Source organism: Streptomyces sp. NPDC001868 (assembly GCF_040297125.1).
Classification (GTDB): Bacteria; Actinomycetota; Actinomycetes; order Streptomycetales; family Streptomycetaceae; genus Streptomyces.
The window spans coordinates 58,411-73,143 of the sequence record NZ_JBEOYO010000003.1 but is presented as its reverse complement, the minus strand read 5'-3'; the positions used below and the strand labels follow the sequence as shown (position 1 = coordinate 73,143).

The window sequence follows — 14,733 nt, the reverse complement described above, 5'->3', positions numbered from 1 at the left end:
AACGATGAGTACGAACCTTGAGCCCCGGTCCCGGACCGGGCCCGCACCCCTCCCCCCACGCCCGCTTCCCGAGTCCGCCGTGCCCGAGGGCTGTGTCGCCTGGAGCGGGGAGAAGCTGGATGCCTGGGCGCGGACCCGGCCGCCCGTCTGGGTGCCGGCCAGGACCCGCCCCCTGCACCTCCTCGCCGTCGTCCCGGGCGGCCTGATCGTCGGCTTCTGGCTGGCGAACTTCGCGGAGGTCCCCGCCGCGCTCGCCGTACTGGTCCCGCTGCAGCTGGTGTGGACCCTGGTCCGGCCCGAGGTCGTACGGTTCTCGGCGCCCGTCCTCATGCTCCTGCTGGCCTGGTTCGGGGGATCACGCGATGTGCCGACCCTGCTGGGCCTCCTCGCCGTGACCTTCACCTGGGCCGCGGCCGAGATCCGGCTGGGCAAGCGCAGGCTCCAGCGGCAGTGGGCCCAGGTGGCCGCCGAGGGGGCGACCGCCACGGTGCCGGACGGGGTGGGGCCGCTGCGGCGCGGCCGGTTCTTCATGGGGTTCGGCTGCGTGCTGACCCTGCTCGGCGCGGGGCTGCTCACGCTCGCCTCCGGCTGGGACGTCGCCACCGACCGGCACGAGGTCACGCTCGTCGGATGGTTCGTGGCCGGCTGGGGGCTCACCTCGCTGCTCTCCGGGTGGCTGGGGCGCCGCCGGGCCGCCGCGCTGCGGCGCGCTCCCGTGCCGGTGCTCCGGGTGCTCGTACGCGACGGCGCCGACGGGGACACCGAGGTCTTCGCCGCCGACGACACGGAGGCACTGCGGCCGCTGTTCACCGTGGCGACCGAGGAGTGGTACGAGGAGAGCGACGACGAGGTCGAGGAGCGCATCAGCCGGGAGGAGATGGACGAACTTCTCGCGGCCGTCGATGACGACGACGAGCAGCCCGGCCCCCTGCGCGAGGCCGTGCTGTACGGGCCGCCCCACGAGGGTGCCGAGATCGTGCTCGTCAGCGCGGCGGAGAAGCCGGGGGAGACGGCAGGGGAGAAAGCAGGGGAGACGGCGAGGAAGACGGCGGGGGCTCAGGGGGCCGAGGAGCCGGACGGGGCTCAGGGGCCGCCGGTGGAGCTGGCGAAGCCGGGCGGCCGGGACGGCACGGACGGGGACGAGGGAACGGGCGATTCGCTCGCGGAACCGGTCGGTTCGCCCGCCGAGCTGGTCGGTTCGCTCGCGGAACTGGTCGTCGAGTCGTCGACCGGGCCGGTGCGCCCCCTGTCCGAACGGGCCGTACGGCGTCGGGTCGCCGCGCAGCGGGCCGGGGCGAGGCGGAGCACGGTCCACGAGGAACTGCGGGCCACGGCCGTCACGGAGAGCCGAGCGCGGCTGGGCGACGAGCCGGTGCCCGTACGGCGCTGGCGGTCGGGGTGGGCCGACGGGACCGCCGCCCTCTTCACGATCGTCGCCCTCGCCGCCATCGGGCTGTACCCGGACGGGCTGACGCAGCACATCGTCGGTGGCCTGCTCGGCGTCTTCGCGGTCCTGACGCTGCCCAAGGTGCTGGCCTGGCGCATCACGGCCGACCGCTCGGGCCTCTGGCTGAACGACTGGCGCCGGACCCGGCACATCGAGTGGGACGACCTCCTGACCGTCCGCTGCGCCGGCTCCGTACTGACGGTGGACAGCCGCCTGGAGTCGTTCGAGGTCTGGACGGTCCGCGCGGAGCGCTGGCGCTGGCTGGAACGGAAACTGCGCCTGGTCCACCCGTACGAGCGGACCGCCGCCGAGATCACCGCCATGTGGCGGGAACCCGCGCTGCGGCCCGAAGGGAAGCACGGGGGCCGGGACCTGCCGTTGTGGCCCGTGAGCGTGGTGCTGGCCGTGGTGTGGGTGGCGGTGCTGGTGCTGGTGCCGTAACCGATTTCGCGGCGTACGCACGGAGGCCCCGACCGGATCACCGGTCGGGGCCTTCGCTCGTGGGGAAGGCGAGGGGTCAGATGCCCGCCGCCGCCGACAGGTCCCGCTTGATTCCGGCCAGCAGAGCGGCCGCCTTCTCGCGGGCCGCCGGGAGCCCGGCGTGGTCGGCGACCGGTACCACGACCTCCAGGTAGCACTTCAGCTTGGGTTCCGTGCCGCTGGGGCGGACGATGACGCGGGCGCCGTCGAGCGTGTAGCGCAGCCCGTCCGTGGGCGGGAGCCGGTCCGTGCCCCGGGTGAGGTCCTCGGCCCTGGTGATGGACAGGCCGGCCAGGGCCGTCGGGGGCCGCTCACGGAGCCGCTCCATCGCGCGGGCGATCAGCGAGAGGTCCTGGACGCGGACCGAGAGCTGGTCGGTGGCGTGCAGACCGTGCTCCACGGCGATGTCGTCGAGCAGGTCGAGGAGGGTGCGGCCCTCCTCCTTCAGCTGCGAGGCCAGCTCCGTGATGAGGAGGGCCGCCGTGATGCCGTCCTTGTCACGGACGCCCTCGGGGTCGACGCAGTAGCCGAGGGCCTCCTCGTAGCCGTAGCGCAGGCCCTCGACGCGGGCGATCCACTTGAACCCGGTCAGGGTCTCCTCGTAGGCGAGGCCCGCCTTCTCGGCGATACGGCCGAGGAGGGAGGACGAGACGATCGACTCGGCGAAGGTGCCCCGGGCGCCGCGCGCGACCAGGTGCGTGGCGAGGAGCGCGCCCACCTCGTCGCCGCGCAGCATCCGCCAGTCGGCGCCCTCCTCGACCGCGACGGCACAGCGGTCGGCGTCCGGGTCGTTCGCGACGATCAGGTCGGGGCCGGTCTCGCGGGCCTTCGCGAAGGCGAGGTCCATCGCGCCGGGCTCCTCCGGGTTGGGGAACGCGACGGTCGGGAAGTCCGGGTCCGGGTCGGCCTGCTCGGCGACGAGGACGGGCTCCGGGAAGCCGGCGCGCGCGAAGGCCGCGAGCAGGGTGTCCCTGCCGACGCCGTGCATGGCCGTGTAGACCGTGCGGGCGGTGCGGGGGGAGCCGGGGGCCAGGACCGCGTCCGTACGGGCCAGATAGGCGTCCAGGACGCCGTCGTCGAGGGTGTCCCAGCCGGCGTCGGGGCGGGGGACGTCGTGGAGGGAGCGTACGGCGTCGATCTCGGCCGCGATCTCGGCGTCGGCCGGGGGCACGATCTGGGAGCCGTCGCCGAGGTAGACCTTGTAGCCGTTGTCGCGCGGCGGGTTGTGGCTGGCCGTGACCTCCACGCCGGCGACCGCGCCCAGATGCCTTATGGCGAAGGCCAGGACGGGGGTGGGGAGGGGGCGGGGGAGGACGGCCGCGCGCAGGCCCGCGCCGGTCATCACGGCGGCCGTGTCGCGGGCGAAGTCGGCGGACTTGTGGCGGGCGTCGTAGCCGATGACGACGAGGCCGCTGGTCGCGCCCTTCTTCTTCAGGTACGCGGCCAGGCCGGCGGCGGCGCGGATGACGACCGAGCGGTTCATGCGGAGGGGGCCTGCGCCGAGTTCGCCGCGGAGGCCGGCTGTGCCGAACTGGAGGGTGCCGGAGAAGCGGGCGGTCAGTTCCGCCGTGTCCCCCGCGTCGATCAGCTTGCCGAGTTCGGCCCGGGTGTCCGGGTCGGGGTCCTCGGCCAGCCACGCCTTGGCGCGGGCGATCAGGTCGTCGTGCACGGGGGTCAACCTCTCGTTCTTTGTTCGTGTGGGCCTTGGGGGCGTGCGGGAGGTGCGGGTCCGATTGTCCTCGCCCCCGCCGCCCCTACCCGTCCCATCCCCCAGGGGCATTGCCCCTTCGACCCCGAGGGGTGGGTGCTTTGGCTGCGGGTGGGTGGGGCTTCTCGCGCAGTTCCCCGCGCCCCTTAAGGGCCTACGGCCCTTTCGGGCCGGAAAAGCACGGGGCGTAGCCCGTGCTTTTTCAGGGGCGCGGGGAACTGCGCGACCAGCCCCCACCGGGCCCGCGCTCGCCGACGAACCTGACGCCCCCGAGTTCTGGGGCGCGTTACAGCCGGTCCAGTACCCGGGTCAGCAGGGAACCCATGCGGGTCGCCGAGTCGCGGCCTGCCTGGAGGACCTCTTCGTGGTTGAGGGGCTCGCCGGTCATGCCGGCGGCGAGGTTGGTCACCAGGGAGATGCCCAGCACCTCGGCGCCCGCCTCGCGCGCGGCGATGGCCTCCAGGACCGTCGACATGCCGACCAGGTCCGCGCCGATGACGCGGGCCATGCGGATCTCCGCCGGAGTCTCGTAGTGGGGGCCCGTGAACTGGGCGTAGACGCCCTCTTCGAGCGAGGGGTCGACCTCCTTGCACAGGGCGCGCAGCCGCGGGGAGTAGAGGTCGGTGAGGTCGACGAAGTTCGCGCCGACGATCGGCGACGCGGCCGTCAGGTTGAGGTGGTCGCTGATCAGGACCGGCTGGCCGGGGCGCATGCCCTCGCGGAGACCGCCGCAGCCGTTCGTGAGGACGATCGTCTTCACACCGGCGGCGACGGCCGTACGGACGCCGTGCGCGACGGCGGCGACGCCACGGCCCTCGTAGTAGTGGGTGCGGCCCAGGAAGACGAGCGCGCGCTTGTCACCGATCTTGTACGAGCGGACCTTGCCGCCGTGGCCCTCGACCGCCGGCGGCGGGAAGCCGGGCAGCTCGGTGACCTGGAACTCGGCCTCGGGGGCGCCGAGGGCGTCCACGGCCGGGGCCCAGCCGGAGCCCATCACAAGAGCGACGTCGTGGGTCTCGGCACCTGTCAGCTCGCGCAGGCGCGCGGCGGCGGCGTCGGCGGCGGCGTACGGGTCGCCCTGGATGTCGTCCGGAAGAAGAGATGCGTTCACGCGACGAGAGTATCCGGTCCCGGCCTACGCGCGTAGATGGCGAGGCTCACCCGCTCGCGATCGTTGTCTTGTCGTTTCCAACCGACTCTCCGACCGATCCCCGTCGGCCGGCACCGCCGCGGGGGCGTCAGCAGGGGCGTTTGCGCAGTTCCATCACGTAGTCGTGGGGCGCGCCCGCCGACTCCGCCGCGTCCGCGACCTCACCGAGGTAGCGGGCCGAGGGCAGGCCGCCCTCGTAGCCGTTGAGGACGTAGACCCAGGCCGGTTCCTCGCCCTCCAGGGTGTGCACGCGGATCCGCATCCGGCGGTATATGTCCAGGCCCACCCCGACCCAGCGGTCCATCGCCTCCTCGTCCATCGGGGCGATGTCGTACAGCGCGACGAAGACCTGGGAGCGGGGCGCCTCGACGACCGTGGCCAGCGCGCCCTCCCAGCCCATGTGCTCACCGCCGAAGGTCAGCCGCCAGTCGTTCAGCCAGCCGGTTGCGCGCAGCGGGGAGTGGGGGGCGCGGCGGGACATCAGCCGCGCGTCCATGTTGCCGGCGTAGGCGGCGTAGAGCGACATGGGGGAGAGGGTACGGGAGCGCTCCGCTCGGGGGGCCGGGTGCCTGATGGGGTGGGGGGTTCGGTTGTTTGGCGGGTGCGGGTGCGTCGTGGCTGGTCGCGCAGTTCCCCGCGCCCCCAGGGGGCGCCCAGGGGCGGCCCCGTACCCCGGGGGCGTGCCAGCCGCGCTCGTACGGGACAATGGGGCATGTGACTCGGATCGTGATCATCGGTGGCGGACCCGGCGGATATGAAGCGGCGCTGGTGGCCGCGCAGCTCGGCGCGGAGGTGACCGTCGTGGACTGCGACGGTCTGGGCGGGGCGTCGGTGCTGACCGACTGCGTGCCGTCGAAGACCCTCATCGCGACGGCCGAGGTGATGACGACCTTCGACTCCTCGTACGAGGAGCTGGGGATCATCGTCGCCGACGACACTCCGCACATCGACACGCCCGCGCGTGTCGTGGGCGTGGACCTCGGCAAGGTCAACCGGCGTGTGAAGCGGCTCGCGCTGGCGCAGTCGCACGACATCACCGCCTCGGTGACGCGCGCCGGGGCGCGGGTCATGCGCGGGCGCGCCCGGCTGCAGGGGCAGCAGGATCTCGACGGGTCGCGCAAGGTCGTGGTGCGCGCCGCGGACGGGTCGGAGGAGACCCTGACCGCCGACGCCGTCCTCATCGCCACCGGCGGCCACCCGCGCGAGGTGCCCGACGCGCAGCCCGACGGCGAGCGGATCCTCAACTGGACCCAGGTCTACGACCTCGACGAGCTGCCCGAAGAGCTGATCGTCGTCGGGTCCGGTGTGACCGGTGCCGAGTTCGCCGGCGCCTACCAGGCGCTCGGGTCGCGCGTCACGCTCGTGTCCAGCCGTGACCGGGTGCTGCCGGGCGAGGACCCGGACGCCGCCGCCGTCCTGGAGGACGTGTTCCGGCGGCGCGGGATGAACGTCATGGCGCGCTCCCGGGCCCAGTCCGCCAAACGGGTGGGGGACCGGGTCGAGGTGACGCTCGCGGACGGGCGCGTCATCAGCGGCTCGCACTGCCTGATGGCCGTCGGCGCCATCCCCAACAGCGCGGGGATGGGCCTGGAGGAGGCCGGCGTCAAGGTCAAGGAGTCCGGGCACATCTGGACCGACAAGGTCTCCCGGACGAGCGCGCCCGGCGTGTACGCCGCCGGTGACGTCACCGGCGTCTTCGCGCTCGCCTCCGTGGCCGCCATGCAGGGCCGGATCGCCATGTACCACTTCCTCGGCGACGCGGTGGCCCCGCTGAACCTGAAGACCGTCTCGTCCAACGTCTTCACCGACCCCGAGATCGCCACCGTCGGCTACACCCAGGCCGACCTGGACGCCGGGGTCATCGACGCCGTCGGGGTGAAGCTGCCGCTGCTGCGCAACCCGCGCGCCAAGATGCAGGGCATCCGGGACGGCTTCGTCAAGATCTTCTGCCGGCCGGGCACCGGCATCGTCGTGGGCGGTGTCGTGGTGTCCCCGCGCGCCTCGGAGCTGATCCACCCCATCTCGATCGCCGTCGACAACAATCTGACCGTCGAACAGATCGCGAACGCCTTCACCGTCTACCCGTCCCTGTCGGGTTCGATCGCGGAGGTCGCGCGCCAGCTCCACACGCGCAAATCCGGCGACGGCGTCTGAACGGCGTCTGAACGGCGTCTGACGGGTGGTCCGGGGACTTCCGTCCCGGTTGGCCCCTATATCACTTCTCGCCCCACCATGCGAACAACTTCTGCTATTCGGCGCAAACTGCTGAAAGCAGATGGTCGTTGGCGTTACTGTCAGTTTCGTGTTCGCTGCAGAACGTCGCCAATTGATCCTCGAAATGGTGCGGGCCAATGGAGCCGTGTCGCTCCGTGAGCTCGCCCGCGTCGTCCAGACCTCCGAAGTGACCGTACGGCGGGACGTGCGCGCGCTGGAGGCAGAAGGACTCCTCGACCGCCGGCACGGCGGTGCGGTATTGCCGGGCGGGTTCACGCGGGAGTCCGGCTTTCCGCAGAAGTCTCATCTCGCGACCGCCGAGAAGACGGCCATCGCCGACCTCGCCGCGAGCTTCGTCGAAGAGGGCGAGGCCATCGTGGTCGGGGCGGGAACCACCACGCAGGAGCTGGCACGCCGGCTCGCGCGGGTCCCCGGGCTGACCGTCGTCACCAACTCCCTGCTGGTGGCCCAGGCGCTGGCCCACGCCAACCGTGTGGAGGTCGTGATGACCGGCGGCACCCTGCGCGGTTCCAACTACGCCCTGGTCGGCTCCGGCGCCGAGCAGTCCCTCCAGGGGCTGCGCGTCTCCAAGGCCTTCCTCTCCGGGAGCGGACTGACCGCCGAGCGCGGCCTGTCCACGTCCAACATGCTGTCGGCGTCCGTCGACCGCGCGCTGGTCCAGGCCGCCGCCGAGGTCGTCGTCCTCGCCGATCACACCAAGCTCGGCACCGACACGATGTTCCAGACGGTGCCGACGGATGTGATCACCCGGCTGGTCACCGACGACCCGCCCGGTCACGACGACCGCGCGGTCACCGAGTTGCAGGCCCTGGCCGATCAGGGCGTGCAGATCTCCGTGGCCGGGGCGGCGGGCGGCGGTGGTACGGGAGGCGATCCCGTCCCGGCGCGCCCCTCGCGCCGGGACGTGCCCCTTCCGGGGCCCCGCCGCAACCAGGTCCACGGCTCCGCGCCCCAGTTGCGCACCGCCACGGTCCTGGGGGACCAGCCGCCGGCCGGTGAACGGGAGCGGGAGCGGGCGGCGCGGGTCGCGGATCTGCGGCGCCGGTAGCGGTAGCGGCAGGGGTAGGGGTAGTAGGGCGGGCGGCTCTGGTGGCGTCAGTGGTTTCGGTGGCGCGCCAGTAGCTCTGGTGGCTCCGGTGGCTCCGTGTGTGTTCGGGCAGTTCTGTGCGTGCGCTCGGAACTGTTCCGCCTACGGCTTCAGGCCGCGCAACGTCAGCTTCAGCAGGCGGTCGGCCAACTCCGGGTCGTCCGGGGTTTCCTCGGCCGCCAGCGCGATCGCGTGGGTGAGCTGGAGCAGGTCGCCGATGGACACGTCGTCGCGTACGGCGTGTGCCTGTTGCGCCTGCCGGAGGAGGGCGGTGCCCGCCTCCCGGATGGGGGCGCAGCACCGGGCCAGGTCCGAGGCGTTCTCGTCCGCGGCGCGGGAGTCCGCGTACGAGACCGTCATCAAGGCCTGGGCCAGCCCCCGGTATTCGCCCGCGTGGGTGATGATGTCGCGCAGCCAGGAGACGAGTGCGGCGCAGGGTTGGGGCGCGTCGAGCCGCTCCCGTGCCCGGGTCAGCAGATCGCCCACGGCTTCCTCGAAGACCGCGCTCAGAAGGGCCTGGCGGGTGGGGAAGTGGCGATAGAGGGTGCCGATGCCGACGTCCGCGCGGCGGGCGATGTCCTCCAGCGAGGCGGTGGTGCCATGGGCCGCGAAGGCGCGGCGGGCCTCGGTGAGCAGGCGGGCGTGGTTGCGGCGGGCGTCGGCTCGCATGGGACGTCCCGCTGCGGGGGGCTTGACCGGGGTGGGGCTCACCGTGGGGTCACCTGCTCTCTTCCGGCGGGGGCGTCTTCAGCCTAAGAGCTCGGGTGACCGGGGTGGTTGGGCGGGTGCGGGTGCGTGGGGTTTCTCGCGCAGTTCCCCGCGCCCCTGAAGGGCGCAAAGCCTTGGGGCGCGGGGATTCTATGTGCGGTCAGTCCTTGATTTCGCAGATGGCCGCGCCCGAGGTGATGGAGGCGCCGACCTCCGCGCTGAGGCCCTTGATGGTGCCGGAGCGGTGGGCGTTGAGGGGCTGTTCCATCTTCATGGCTTCGAGGACGACGACGAGGTCGCCTTCCTTGACCTCCTGGCCCTCCTCGACGGCGACCTTGACGATGGTGCCCTGCATCGGGGAGGCCAGGGTGTCGCCGGACGCGGCCGGGCCGGACTTCTTCGCCGCGCGGCGCTTGGGCTTGGCGCCCGCCGCGAGACCGGTGCGGGCCAGGGTCATACCGAGGGCGGCCGGGAGGGAGACCTCCAGGCGCTTGCCGCCGACCTCGACGACGATCGTCTCGCGGTCCGTCTCGTCGTCGGCCTCCGTGTCGGTGGGGGCCGCGAAGGGCTTGATGTCGTTGACGAACTCGGTCTCGATCCAGCGCGTGTGGATCGTGAAGGGGTCCGTGGAGCCGGTCAGCTCGGGGCCGAAGGCCGGGTCCTTGACGACCGCGCGGTGGAAGGGGATCGCGGTGGCCATGCCCTCGACCGTGAACTCCTCCAGAGCGCGGGCCGCGCGCTGCAGGGCCTGCTGCCGGGTGGCGCCGGAGACGATCAGTTTGGCGAGGAGGGAGTCCCAGGCCGGGCCGATCACCGAGCCGGACTCCACGCCCGCGTCCAGGCGGACACCGGGGCCGGTGGGCGCGGAGAACGTGGTGACGGTGCCGGGGGCCGGGAGGAAGTTGCGGCCCGGGTCCTCGCCGTTGATGCGGAACTCGAAGGAATGGCCGCGCAGCGGCGGGTCGTCGTAGCCGAGTTCCTCGCCGTCGGCGATACGGAACATCTCGCGGACCAGGTCGATGCCGGTGACCTCCTCGGTGACCGGGTGCTCGACCTGGAGGCGGGTGTTGACCTCCAGGAAGGAGATCGTGCCGTCCAGGCCCACCAGGAACTCCACCGTGCCGGCGCCGACGTAGCCGGCCTCCTTCAGGATGGCCTTCGACGCCGCGTACAGCTCGGCGTTCTGCGCCTCGGACAGGAACGGCGCCGGGGCCTCCTCGACCAGCTTCTGGTGGCGGCGCTGGAGGGAGCAGTCACGGGTGGAGACCACGACGACGTTGCCGTGGCTGTCGGCCAGGCACTGGGTCTCCACGTGGCGGGGCTTGTCCAGGTAGCGCTCCACGAAGCACTCGCCCCGGCCGAACGCGGCGACGGCCTCGCGGACCGCCGAGTCGTACAGCTCCGGGACCTCTTCGAGGGTGCGGGCGACCTTCAGGCCGCGGCCGCCGCCGCCGAACGCCGCCTTGATGGCGATCGGCAGGCCGTGCTCCTCGGCGAACGCCACGACCTCCTCCGCCCCGGAGACCGGGTCGGGGGTGCCCGCGACCAGCGGGGCACCGGCGCGCTGGGCGATGTGACGGGCCGCCACCTTGTCGCCCAGGTCGCGGATCGCCTGCGGCGGCGGGCCGATCCAGATCAGGCCCGCGTCCAGGACCGCCTGAGCGAACTCCGCGTTCTCCGAGAGGAAGCCGTACCCCGGATGGACCGCGTCCGCGCCCGCGTCCTTCGCCGCCTGCAGCACCTTGCCCATGTCCAGGTAGCTGGTCGCCGGCGTGTCACCGCCCAGCGCGAACGCCTCGTCGGCGGCCCGCACATGCAGTGCGTCCCGGTCCGGATCGGCGTACACGGCCACGCTCGCGATCCCGGCGTCCCGGCACGCCCGGGCGACGCGGACAGCGATTTCGCCTCGGTTGGCGATCAACACCTTGCGCACGATGGCTCCCTCTCCTTGAAACAAGCCGAGTTTAGGGACTGCCGACACGGCGTTTCGACCCGTCCACAATGGTGAGCTTGCCCACACGGAGCGTGAAACCAGGCTCGCCCGAAGGGCGAAATCCCTTGTCGCACACCATTGCGCAGGACCCCACGCGGAAACCCTAGCCCTCTGATGTGGTCAAGGTCTCTGTGCGGCCGTGCTGCGGCCGGTTGGGTTTCTTTGTGGAGTCCCTACTAATGGCCCAACGATTCTTTGCTCCCGTGAGAACCCTTGTCCCGGGGTTTACCCGTTAGTAGCGTTCGCGATGTCTCGAACACCTACCTGGGGTAACGGTGTGGGTGTGCGAGGCGCTGAGAGCAGCAGGACGAGAGTGGAAGTGGGTGGGGCCGGTGATCCGCAGACCGGTGGCGGTGGTCACGGCGATCGTGCTGTTCGCGGAAGGGCTCGGGATCGCCGGGCTGCAGTGGTTCCTCGGCACGGTCGTCGACCGGCAGAAGATGTCCCTCGCCGGGCTGGATCCGGACGCGATGTCCGTCTCCACGAAGGCCGGGGGAGTCGTCTTCGGTCTCTACTTCGTGTTCTGCGGCGTGGTCGCCCTGCTCGTCGCGCTGCGCAACCGGCCCGCCGCCGGGCTCGGGAGGATCCTGCTCATCAGTGTGGCCGTCGTGCACGGGCTGCTCGGCGCGCTCACCGTGGGGCTGGTCGGGTGGGGCGCGTTCGTGTTCATGATGGTGGTGCTGGGGCTCGTGCTGCTCACGTTGATGACGTACGACCGGCAGGACGGGGGTGCCGATGCGGTGCCGGGTGGGTCCGGTGGGGTCGATGGTACGGATGGTGCGGATGGTGCGGATGGTGCGGATGGTCCGGGTGGGGTCGGGCAGGTTGGTCCGGTTCAGCCGTCTGCGCCCGGCGTGTCGTGAGGCTTCGGGTCACTGACCCCGCGGGTCACTGATCCCACAGGTCGGTGATGGCTACGCCCAGTTGGGCCAGCAGGCGGCGGAGCAGGGGCAGGCTGATGCCGATGACGTTGCCGTTGTCGCCCTCGATGCCGTCGATGAACGGGGCCGAGCGGCCGTCGAGGGTGAACGCGCCCGCCACGTGGAGGGGCTCGCCGGAGGCGACGTACGCGGCGATCTCCTCGTCGGTGGGCTCGCCGAAGTGGACGACCGTGGAGGCCGTCGCGGAGGTGTAGCGGCCGGTGGTGGTGTCGTAGACGCAGTGGCCGGTCTGGAGTGTGCCGGCGCGGCCGCGCATGGCCTTCCAGCGGGCGGTGGCCTCCTCGGCGTCGGCGGGCTTGCCGAGGGCTTCGCCGTCGAGGTCGAGGACCGAGTCGCAGCCGATGACCAGGGCGCCCTTCACCTCGGGCTTCGCGGCCACGACGGAGGCCTTAGCCTCGGCGAGGGCGAGCGCGAGGTCGGCGGGGGTGGGGGCGGTGACGGCGTCCTCGTCGACCCCGCTGACGATCACCTCGGGGGTGAGGCCGGCCTGGCGCAGCAGGTTCAGCCGGGCGGGGGACTGGGAGGCGAGGATCAGGCGGCGGCGGGGGTGTGGGGCGGTCATGGGGTTCAGGGTATTGGCAGTTCGCCGGGTGCGGGTGGGTGGGGCTTCCCGCTTTGTCGCGTGCGGGTGAGTCGGGCTTCTCGCGCCGTTCCTCGCGCCCCTTCAGGGCGCGGCTGTTCCGTCGTGGGTGGGGGCGCCTTCGGTTTGTTCGTGGGTCGGGGGCGCGCCGGGGGGTGTCCGTCCTCGGAACGGCGCGGAATCGGTTGGCTGGGAGGCTGGAGGGGTTGACGCGCCAACCGCTGCGGGCGGACACCCCCCGACAGGCCCCCTTCTCGCCGTACGCGACTCACCCGCCGTACGGGGCTCACCCGTCGTACCGGGTGCGGTCAGAGGATGCCCAGGACGAGCATGGCCAGGAGCATGGCGATGGCTATGAGCACGCTGAGCCGCCGAAGCATGGCCTGCGTGTCGCGCAGTTCCTTCGGCGGCTCGTTCTCAGGGTCGGACCAGAGCATGGTGCGATGGTGCGTCGCCCGGTGGGCCGGGCGCCTGAGTACGCGTACTCAAGTCGGTAGGGGAGGTTCCGCTCAGCCGGGCCAGTAGGTGCGGCTCCAGGTGGTGGGGCCCGGGGCCGGCAGGCGGTGGGCGGCGATGCGGGACGGGTCGGACCAGGAGTCGCGGGCGGCGGGCGCGCCGGGCGGCTCGGTGGCCGCCGCCGCGGCGCGGGCGCGGACCACCGCCAGTGCGGCGGCCAGCTCCTCCGGGGTCGGATTGCCCCGTACGACCTTGATCGTCATAGCGGCTCCTAGAGGGGGATGTTGCCGTGCTTCTTCGGGGGGAGGGATTCCCGCTTGGTGCGCAGTTGACGCAGGCCGCGGACGAGGTGGCGGCGGGTTTCGGAAGGGGTGATGACGGCGTCGACGTAGCCGCGTTCCGCTGCCGCGTAGGGGTTGAGGAGGGTGTCCTCGTACTCCTGGATGAGGCGGGCGCGTACGGCCTCGCGTTCGTCGTCGGGGGCGGCGGCGATGGTGCGGCGGTGGAGGATGTTGACCGCGCCCTGGGCGCCCATGACGGCGATCTGGGCGGTCGGCCAGGCGAGGTTGAGGTCGGCGCCGAGGTGCTTGGAGCCCATGACGTCGTAGGCGCCGCCGAAGGCCTTGCGGGTGATGACCGTGATCAGAGGGACGGTGGCTTCCGCGTAGGCGTAGATGAGCTTCGCGCCTCTGCGGATGATGCCCTCGTGTTCCTGGCCGACGCCCGGGAGGAAGCCGGGGACGTCGACGAAGGTCAGGACCGGGACGTTGAAGGCGTCGCAGGTGCGGACGAAGCGGGCCGCCTTCTCGGAGGCGTCGATGTCCAGACAGCCCGCGAACTGCATGGGCTGGTTGGCGACGATGCCGACCGGGTGGCCCTCGACCCGGCCGAAGCCGGTGAGGATGTTCGGCGCGAAGAGGGCCTGCGTCTCGAAGAACTCCGCGTCGTCCAGGACGTGTTCGATCACCGTGTGCATGTCGTACGGCTGGTTCGCGCTGTCCGGGACGAGCGTGTCGAGTTCGCGGTCCTCGTCGGTGACGGTGAGGTCCGCCTGTTCGGGGAAGGCCGGGGGCTCGCTGAGGTTGTTGGAGGGGAGGTAGGAGAGGAGCTGCTTGACGTACTCGATCGCGTCCTTCTCGTCGCCCGCCATGTGGTGGGCCACGCCGGAGGTCGCGTTGTGGGTGCGGGCGCCCCCGAGTTCCTCGAAGCCGACGTCCTCGCCGGTGACCGTCTTGATGACGTCCGGGCCGGTGATGAACATGTGCGAGGTCTGGTCGACCATGACCGTGAAGTCGGTGATCGCCGGGGAGTAGACCGCCCCGCCCGCGCAGGGGCCGACGACGAGGCTGATCTGGGGGATCACGCCGCTCGCGTGGGTGTTGCGGCGGAAGATCTCGCCGTACGTGCCGAGGGCCATGACGCCCTCCTGGATACGGGCGCCGCCGGAGTCGTTGATGCCGATGACGGGACAGCCGGTCTTGAGGGCGAAGTCCATGGCTTTCATGATCTTTTGGCCGAAGACCTCGCCGAGCGAGCCGCCCAGGACCGTGAAGTCCTGGGAGAAGACGGCCACCGGGCGGCCGTCGACCGTGCCGTAACCGGTCACCACGCCGTCGCCGTAGGGGCGGTTGTTCTCCATGCCGAAGTCGGTGGAGCGGTGGCGGGCGAACTCGTCGAACTCCACGAAGGAGTCCTCGTCGAGGAGCAGGTCGATCCGCTCACGGGCCGTCAACTTGCCCTTGGCGTGCTGCTTTTCCACCGCGCGCTCGGAGCCGGCATGCGTCGCCTCATGGACACGGCGCTGCAGGTCCGCGAGCTTCCCCGCGGTCGTGTGAATGTCGATGCTTGCTGGCTCTACCGGCTCGGACATCGGAGTGCGGCTCCCTGCCTGCTCATGGGGACGTGAGGGATCGGTACGGGGGTCCCTGGAATCCAAGGATCGGTACTC

At 71.8% G+C, this 14,733-nt stretch carries 13 protein-coding genes; 4 read left to right on the top strand and 9 right to left on the bottom strand.

Features of this window, described 5'->3' with window-relative positions:
• Positions 1 to 4: 4 nt before the first annotated feature.
• Positions 5 to 1,888 (top strand): ICP22 family protein, encoded by a 1,884-nt coding sequence (locus ABT147_RS05090; protein WP_351402776.1) that lies wholly within the window; start codon positions 5 to 7, stop codon positions 1,886 to 1,888.
• A gap of 76 nt (positions 1,889 to 1,964) precedes the next feature.
• On the opposite strand, the gene ABT147_RS05085 is transcribed toward ABT147_RS05090, so the two are convergent.
• The 3 genes from ABT147_RS05085 to ABT147_RS05075 all read right to left on the bottom strand — a co-directional run bounded on the left by ABT147_RS05085 (position 1,965) and on the right by ABT147_RS05075 (position 5,311).
• The gene (locus ABT147_RS05085) at positions 1,965 to 3,596 is read right to left on the bottom strand and encodes a phospho-sugar mutase (RefSeq protein ID WP_351402775.1); all 1,632 of its coding nucleotides are present in this window, start codon (positions 3,594 to 3,596) and stop codon (positions 1,965 to 1,967) included.
• A gap of 325 nt (positions 3,597 to 3,921) precedes the next feature.
• Complete coding sequence (locus ABT147_RS05080; protein ID WP_351402774.1) at positions 3,922 to 4,746, bottom strand: purine-nucleoside phosphorylase; 825 nt, start codon at positions 4,744 to 4,746, stop codon at positions 3,922 to 3,924.
• A gap of 127 nt (positions 4,747 to 4,873) precedes the next feature.
• Positions 4,874 to 5,311: a gamma-glutamylcyclotransferase family protein gene (locus ABT147_RS05075; RefSeq protein ID WP_351402773.1), complete on the bottom strand. Its 438-nt coding sequence runs from the start codon at positions 5,309 to 5,311 to the stop codon at positions 4,874 to 4,876.
• Between the two features lie 179 nt (positions 5,312 to 5,490).
• On the opposite strand from ABT147_RS05075, the gene ABT147_RS05070 reads away from it, so the two are divergent.
• Both ABT147_RS05070 and ABT147_RS05065 read left to right on the top strand, forming a co-directional pair.
• A complete protein-coding gene (locus ABT147_RS05070; RefSeq protein ID WP_351402772.1) occupies positions 5,491 to 6,939 on the top strand; it encodes an NAD(P)H-quinone dehydrogenase in 1,449 nt (482 codons plus the stop codon).
• Positions 6,940 to 7,060: 121 nt separating this feature from the next.
• Complete coding sequence (locus tag ABT147_RS05065) at positions 7,061 to 8,068, top strand: DeoR/GlpR family DNA-binding transcription regulator (protein ID WP_351402771.1); 1,008 nt, start codon at positions 7,061 to 7,063, stop codon at positions 8,066 to 8,068.
• A 141-nt stretch (positions 8,069 to 8,209) separates the two neighbouring features.
• Here the strand turns inward: ABT147_RS05065 and ABT147_RS05060 are convergent, their stop codons facing one another.
• Positions 8,210 to 8,776, bottom strand: a complete 567-nt coding sequence (locus tag ABT147_RS05060) for a TetR/AcrR family transcriptional regulator (RefSeq protein WP_351402770.1) — start codon at positions 8,774 to 8,776, stop codon at positions 8,210 to 8,212.
• Between the two features lie 199 nt (positions 8,777 to 8,975).
• A complete protein-coding gene (locus ABT147_RS05055) occupies positions 8,976 to 10,748 on the bottom strand; it encodes an acetyl/propionyl/methylcrotonyl-CoA carboxylase subunit alpha (protein WP_351402769.1) in 1,773 nt (590 codons plus the stop codon).
• 392 nt (positions 10,749 to 11,140) lie between these two features.
• Between ABT147_RS05055 and ABT147_RS05050 the strand changes: the two genes are divergently transcribed.
• Complete coding sequence (locus ABT147_RS05050) at positions 11,141 to 11,671, top strand: hypothetical protein (RefSeq protein WP_351402768.1); 531 nt, start codon at positions 11,141 to 11,143, stop codon at positions 11,669 to 11,671.
• A 25-nt stretch (positions 11,672 to 11,696) separates the two neighbouring features.
• Here ABT147_RS05050 and ABT147_RS05045 read toward each other — a convergent pair whose 3' ends face one another.
• From ABT147_RS05045 to ABT147_RS05030, 4 genes are all read right to left on the bottom strand, one after another.
• Positions 11,697 to 12,311, bottom strand: a complete 615-nt coding sequence (locus ABT147_RS05045) for a Maf family protein (protein ID WP_351402767.1) — start codon at positions 12,309 to 12,311, stop codon at positions 11,697 to 11,699.
• Positions 12,312 to 12,637: 326 nt separating this feature from the next.
• A complete protein-coding gene (gene mmpB, locus ABT147_RS05040) occupies positions 12,638 to 12,766 on the bottom strand; it encodes a morphogenic membrane protein MmpB (protein ID WP_351402766.1) in 129 nt (42 codons plus the stop codon).
• Between the two features lie 72 nt (positions 12,767 to 12,838).
• On the bottom strand, positions 12,839 to 13,048 hold the full coding sequence (locus ABT147_RS05035; RefSeq protein WP_351402765.1) for an acyl-CoA carboxylase epsilon subunit: 210 nt from the start codon (positions 13,046 to 13,048) through the stop codon (positions 12,839 to 12,841).
• A gap of 8 nt (positions 13,049 to 13,056) precedes the next feature.
• On the bottom strand, positions 13,057 to 14,655 hold the full coding sequence (locus tag ABT147_RS05030) for an acyl-CoA carboxylase subunit beta (RefSeq protein WP_351402764.1): 1,599 nt from the start codon (positions 14,653 to 14,655) through the stop codon (positions 13,057 to 13,059).
• Positions 14,656 to 14,733 lie beyond the last annotated feature (78 nt).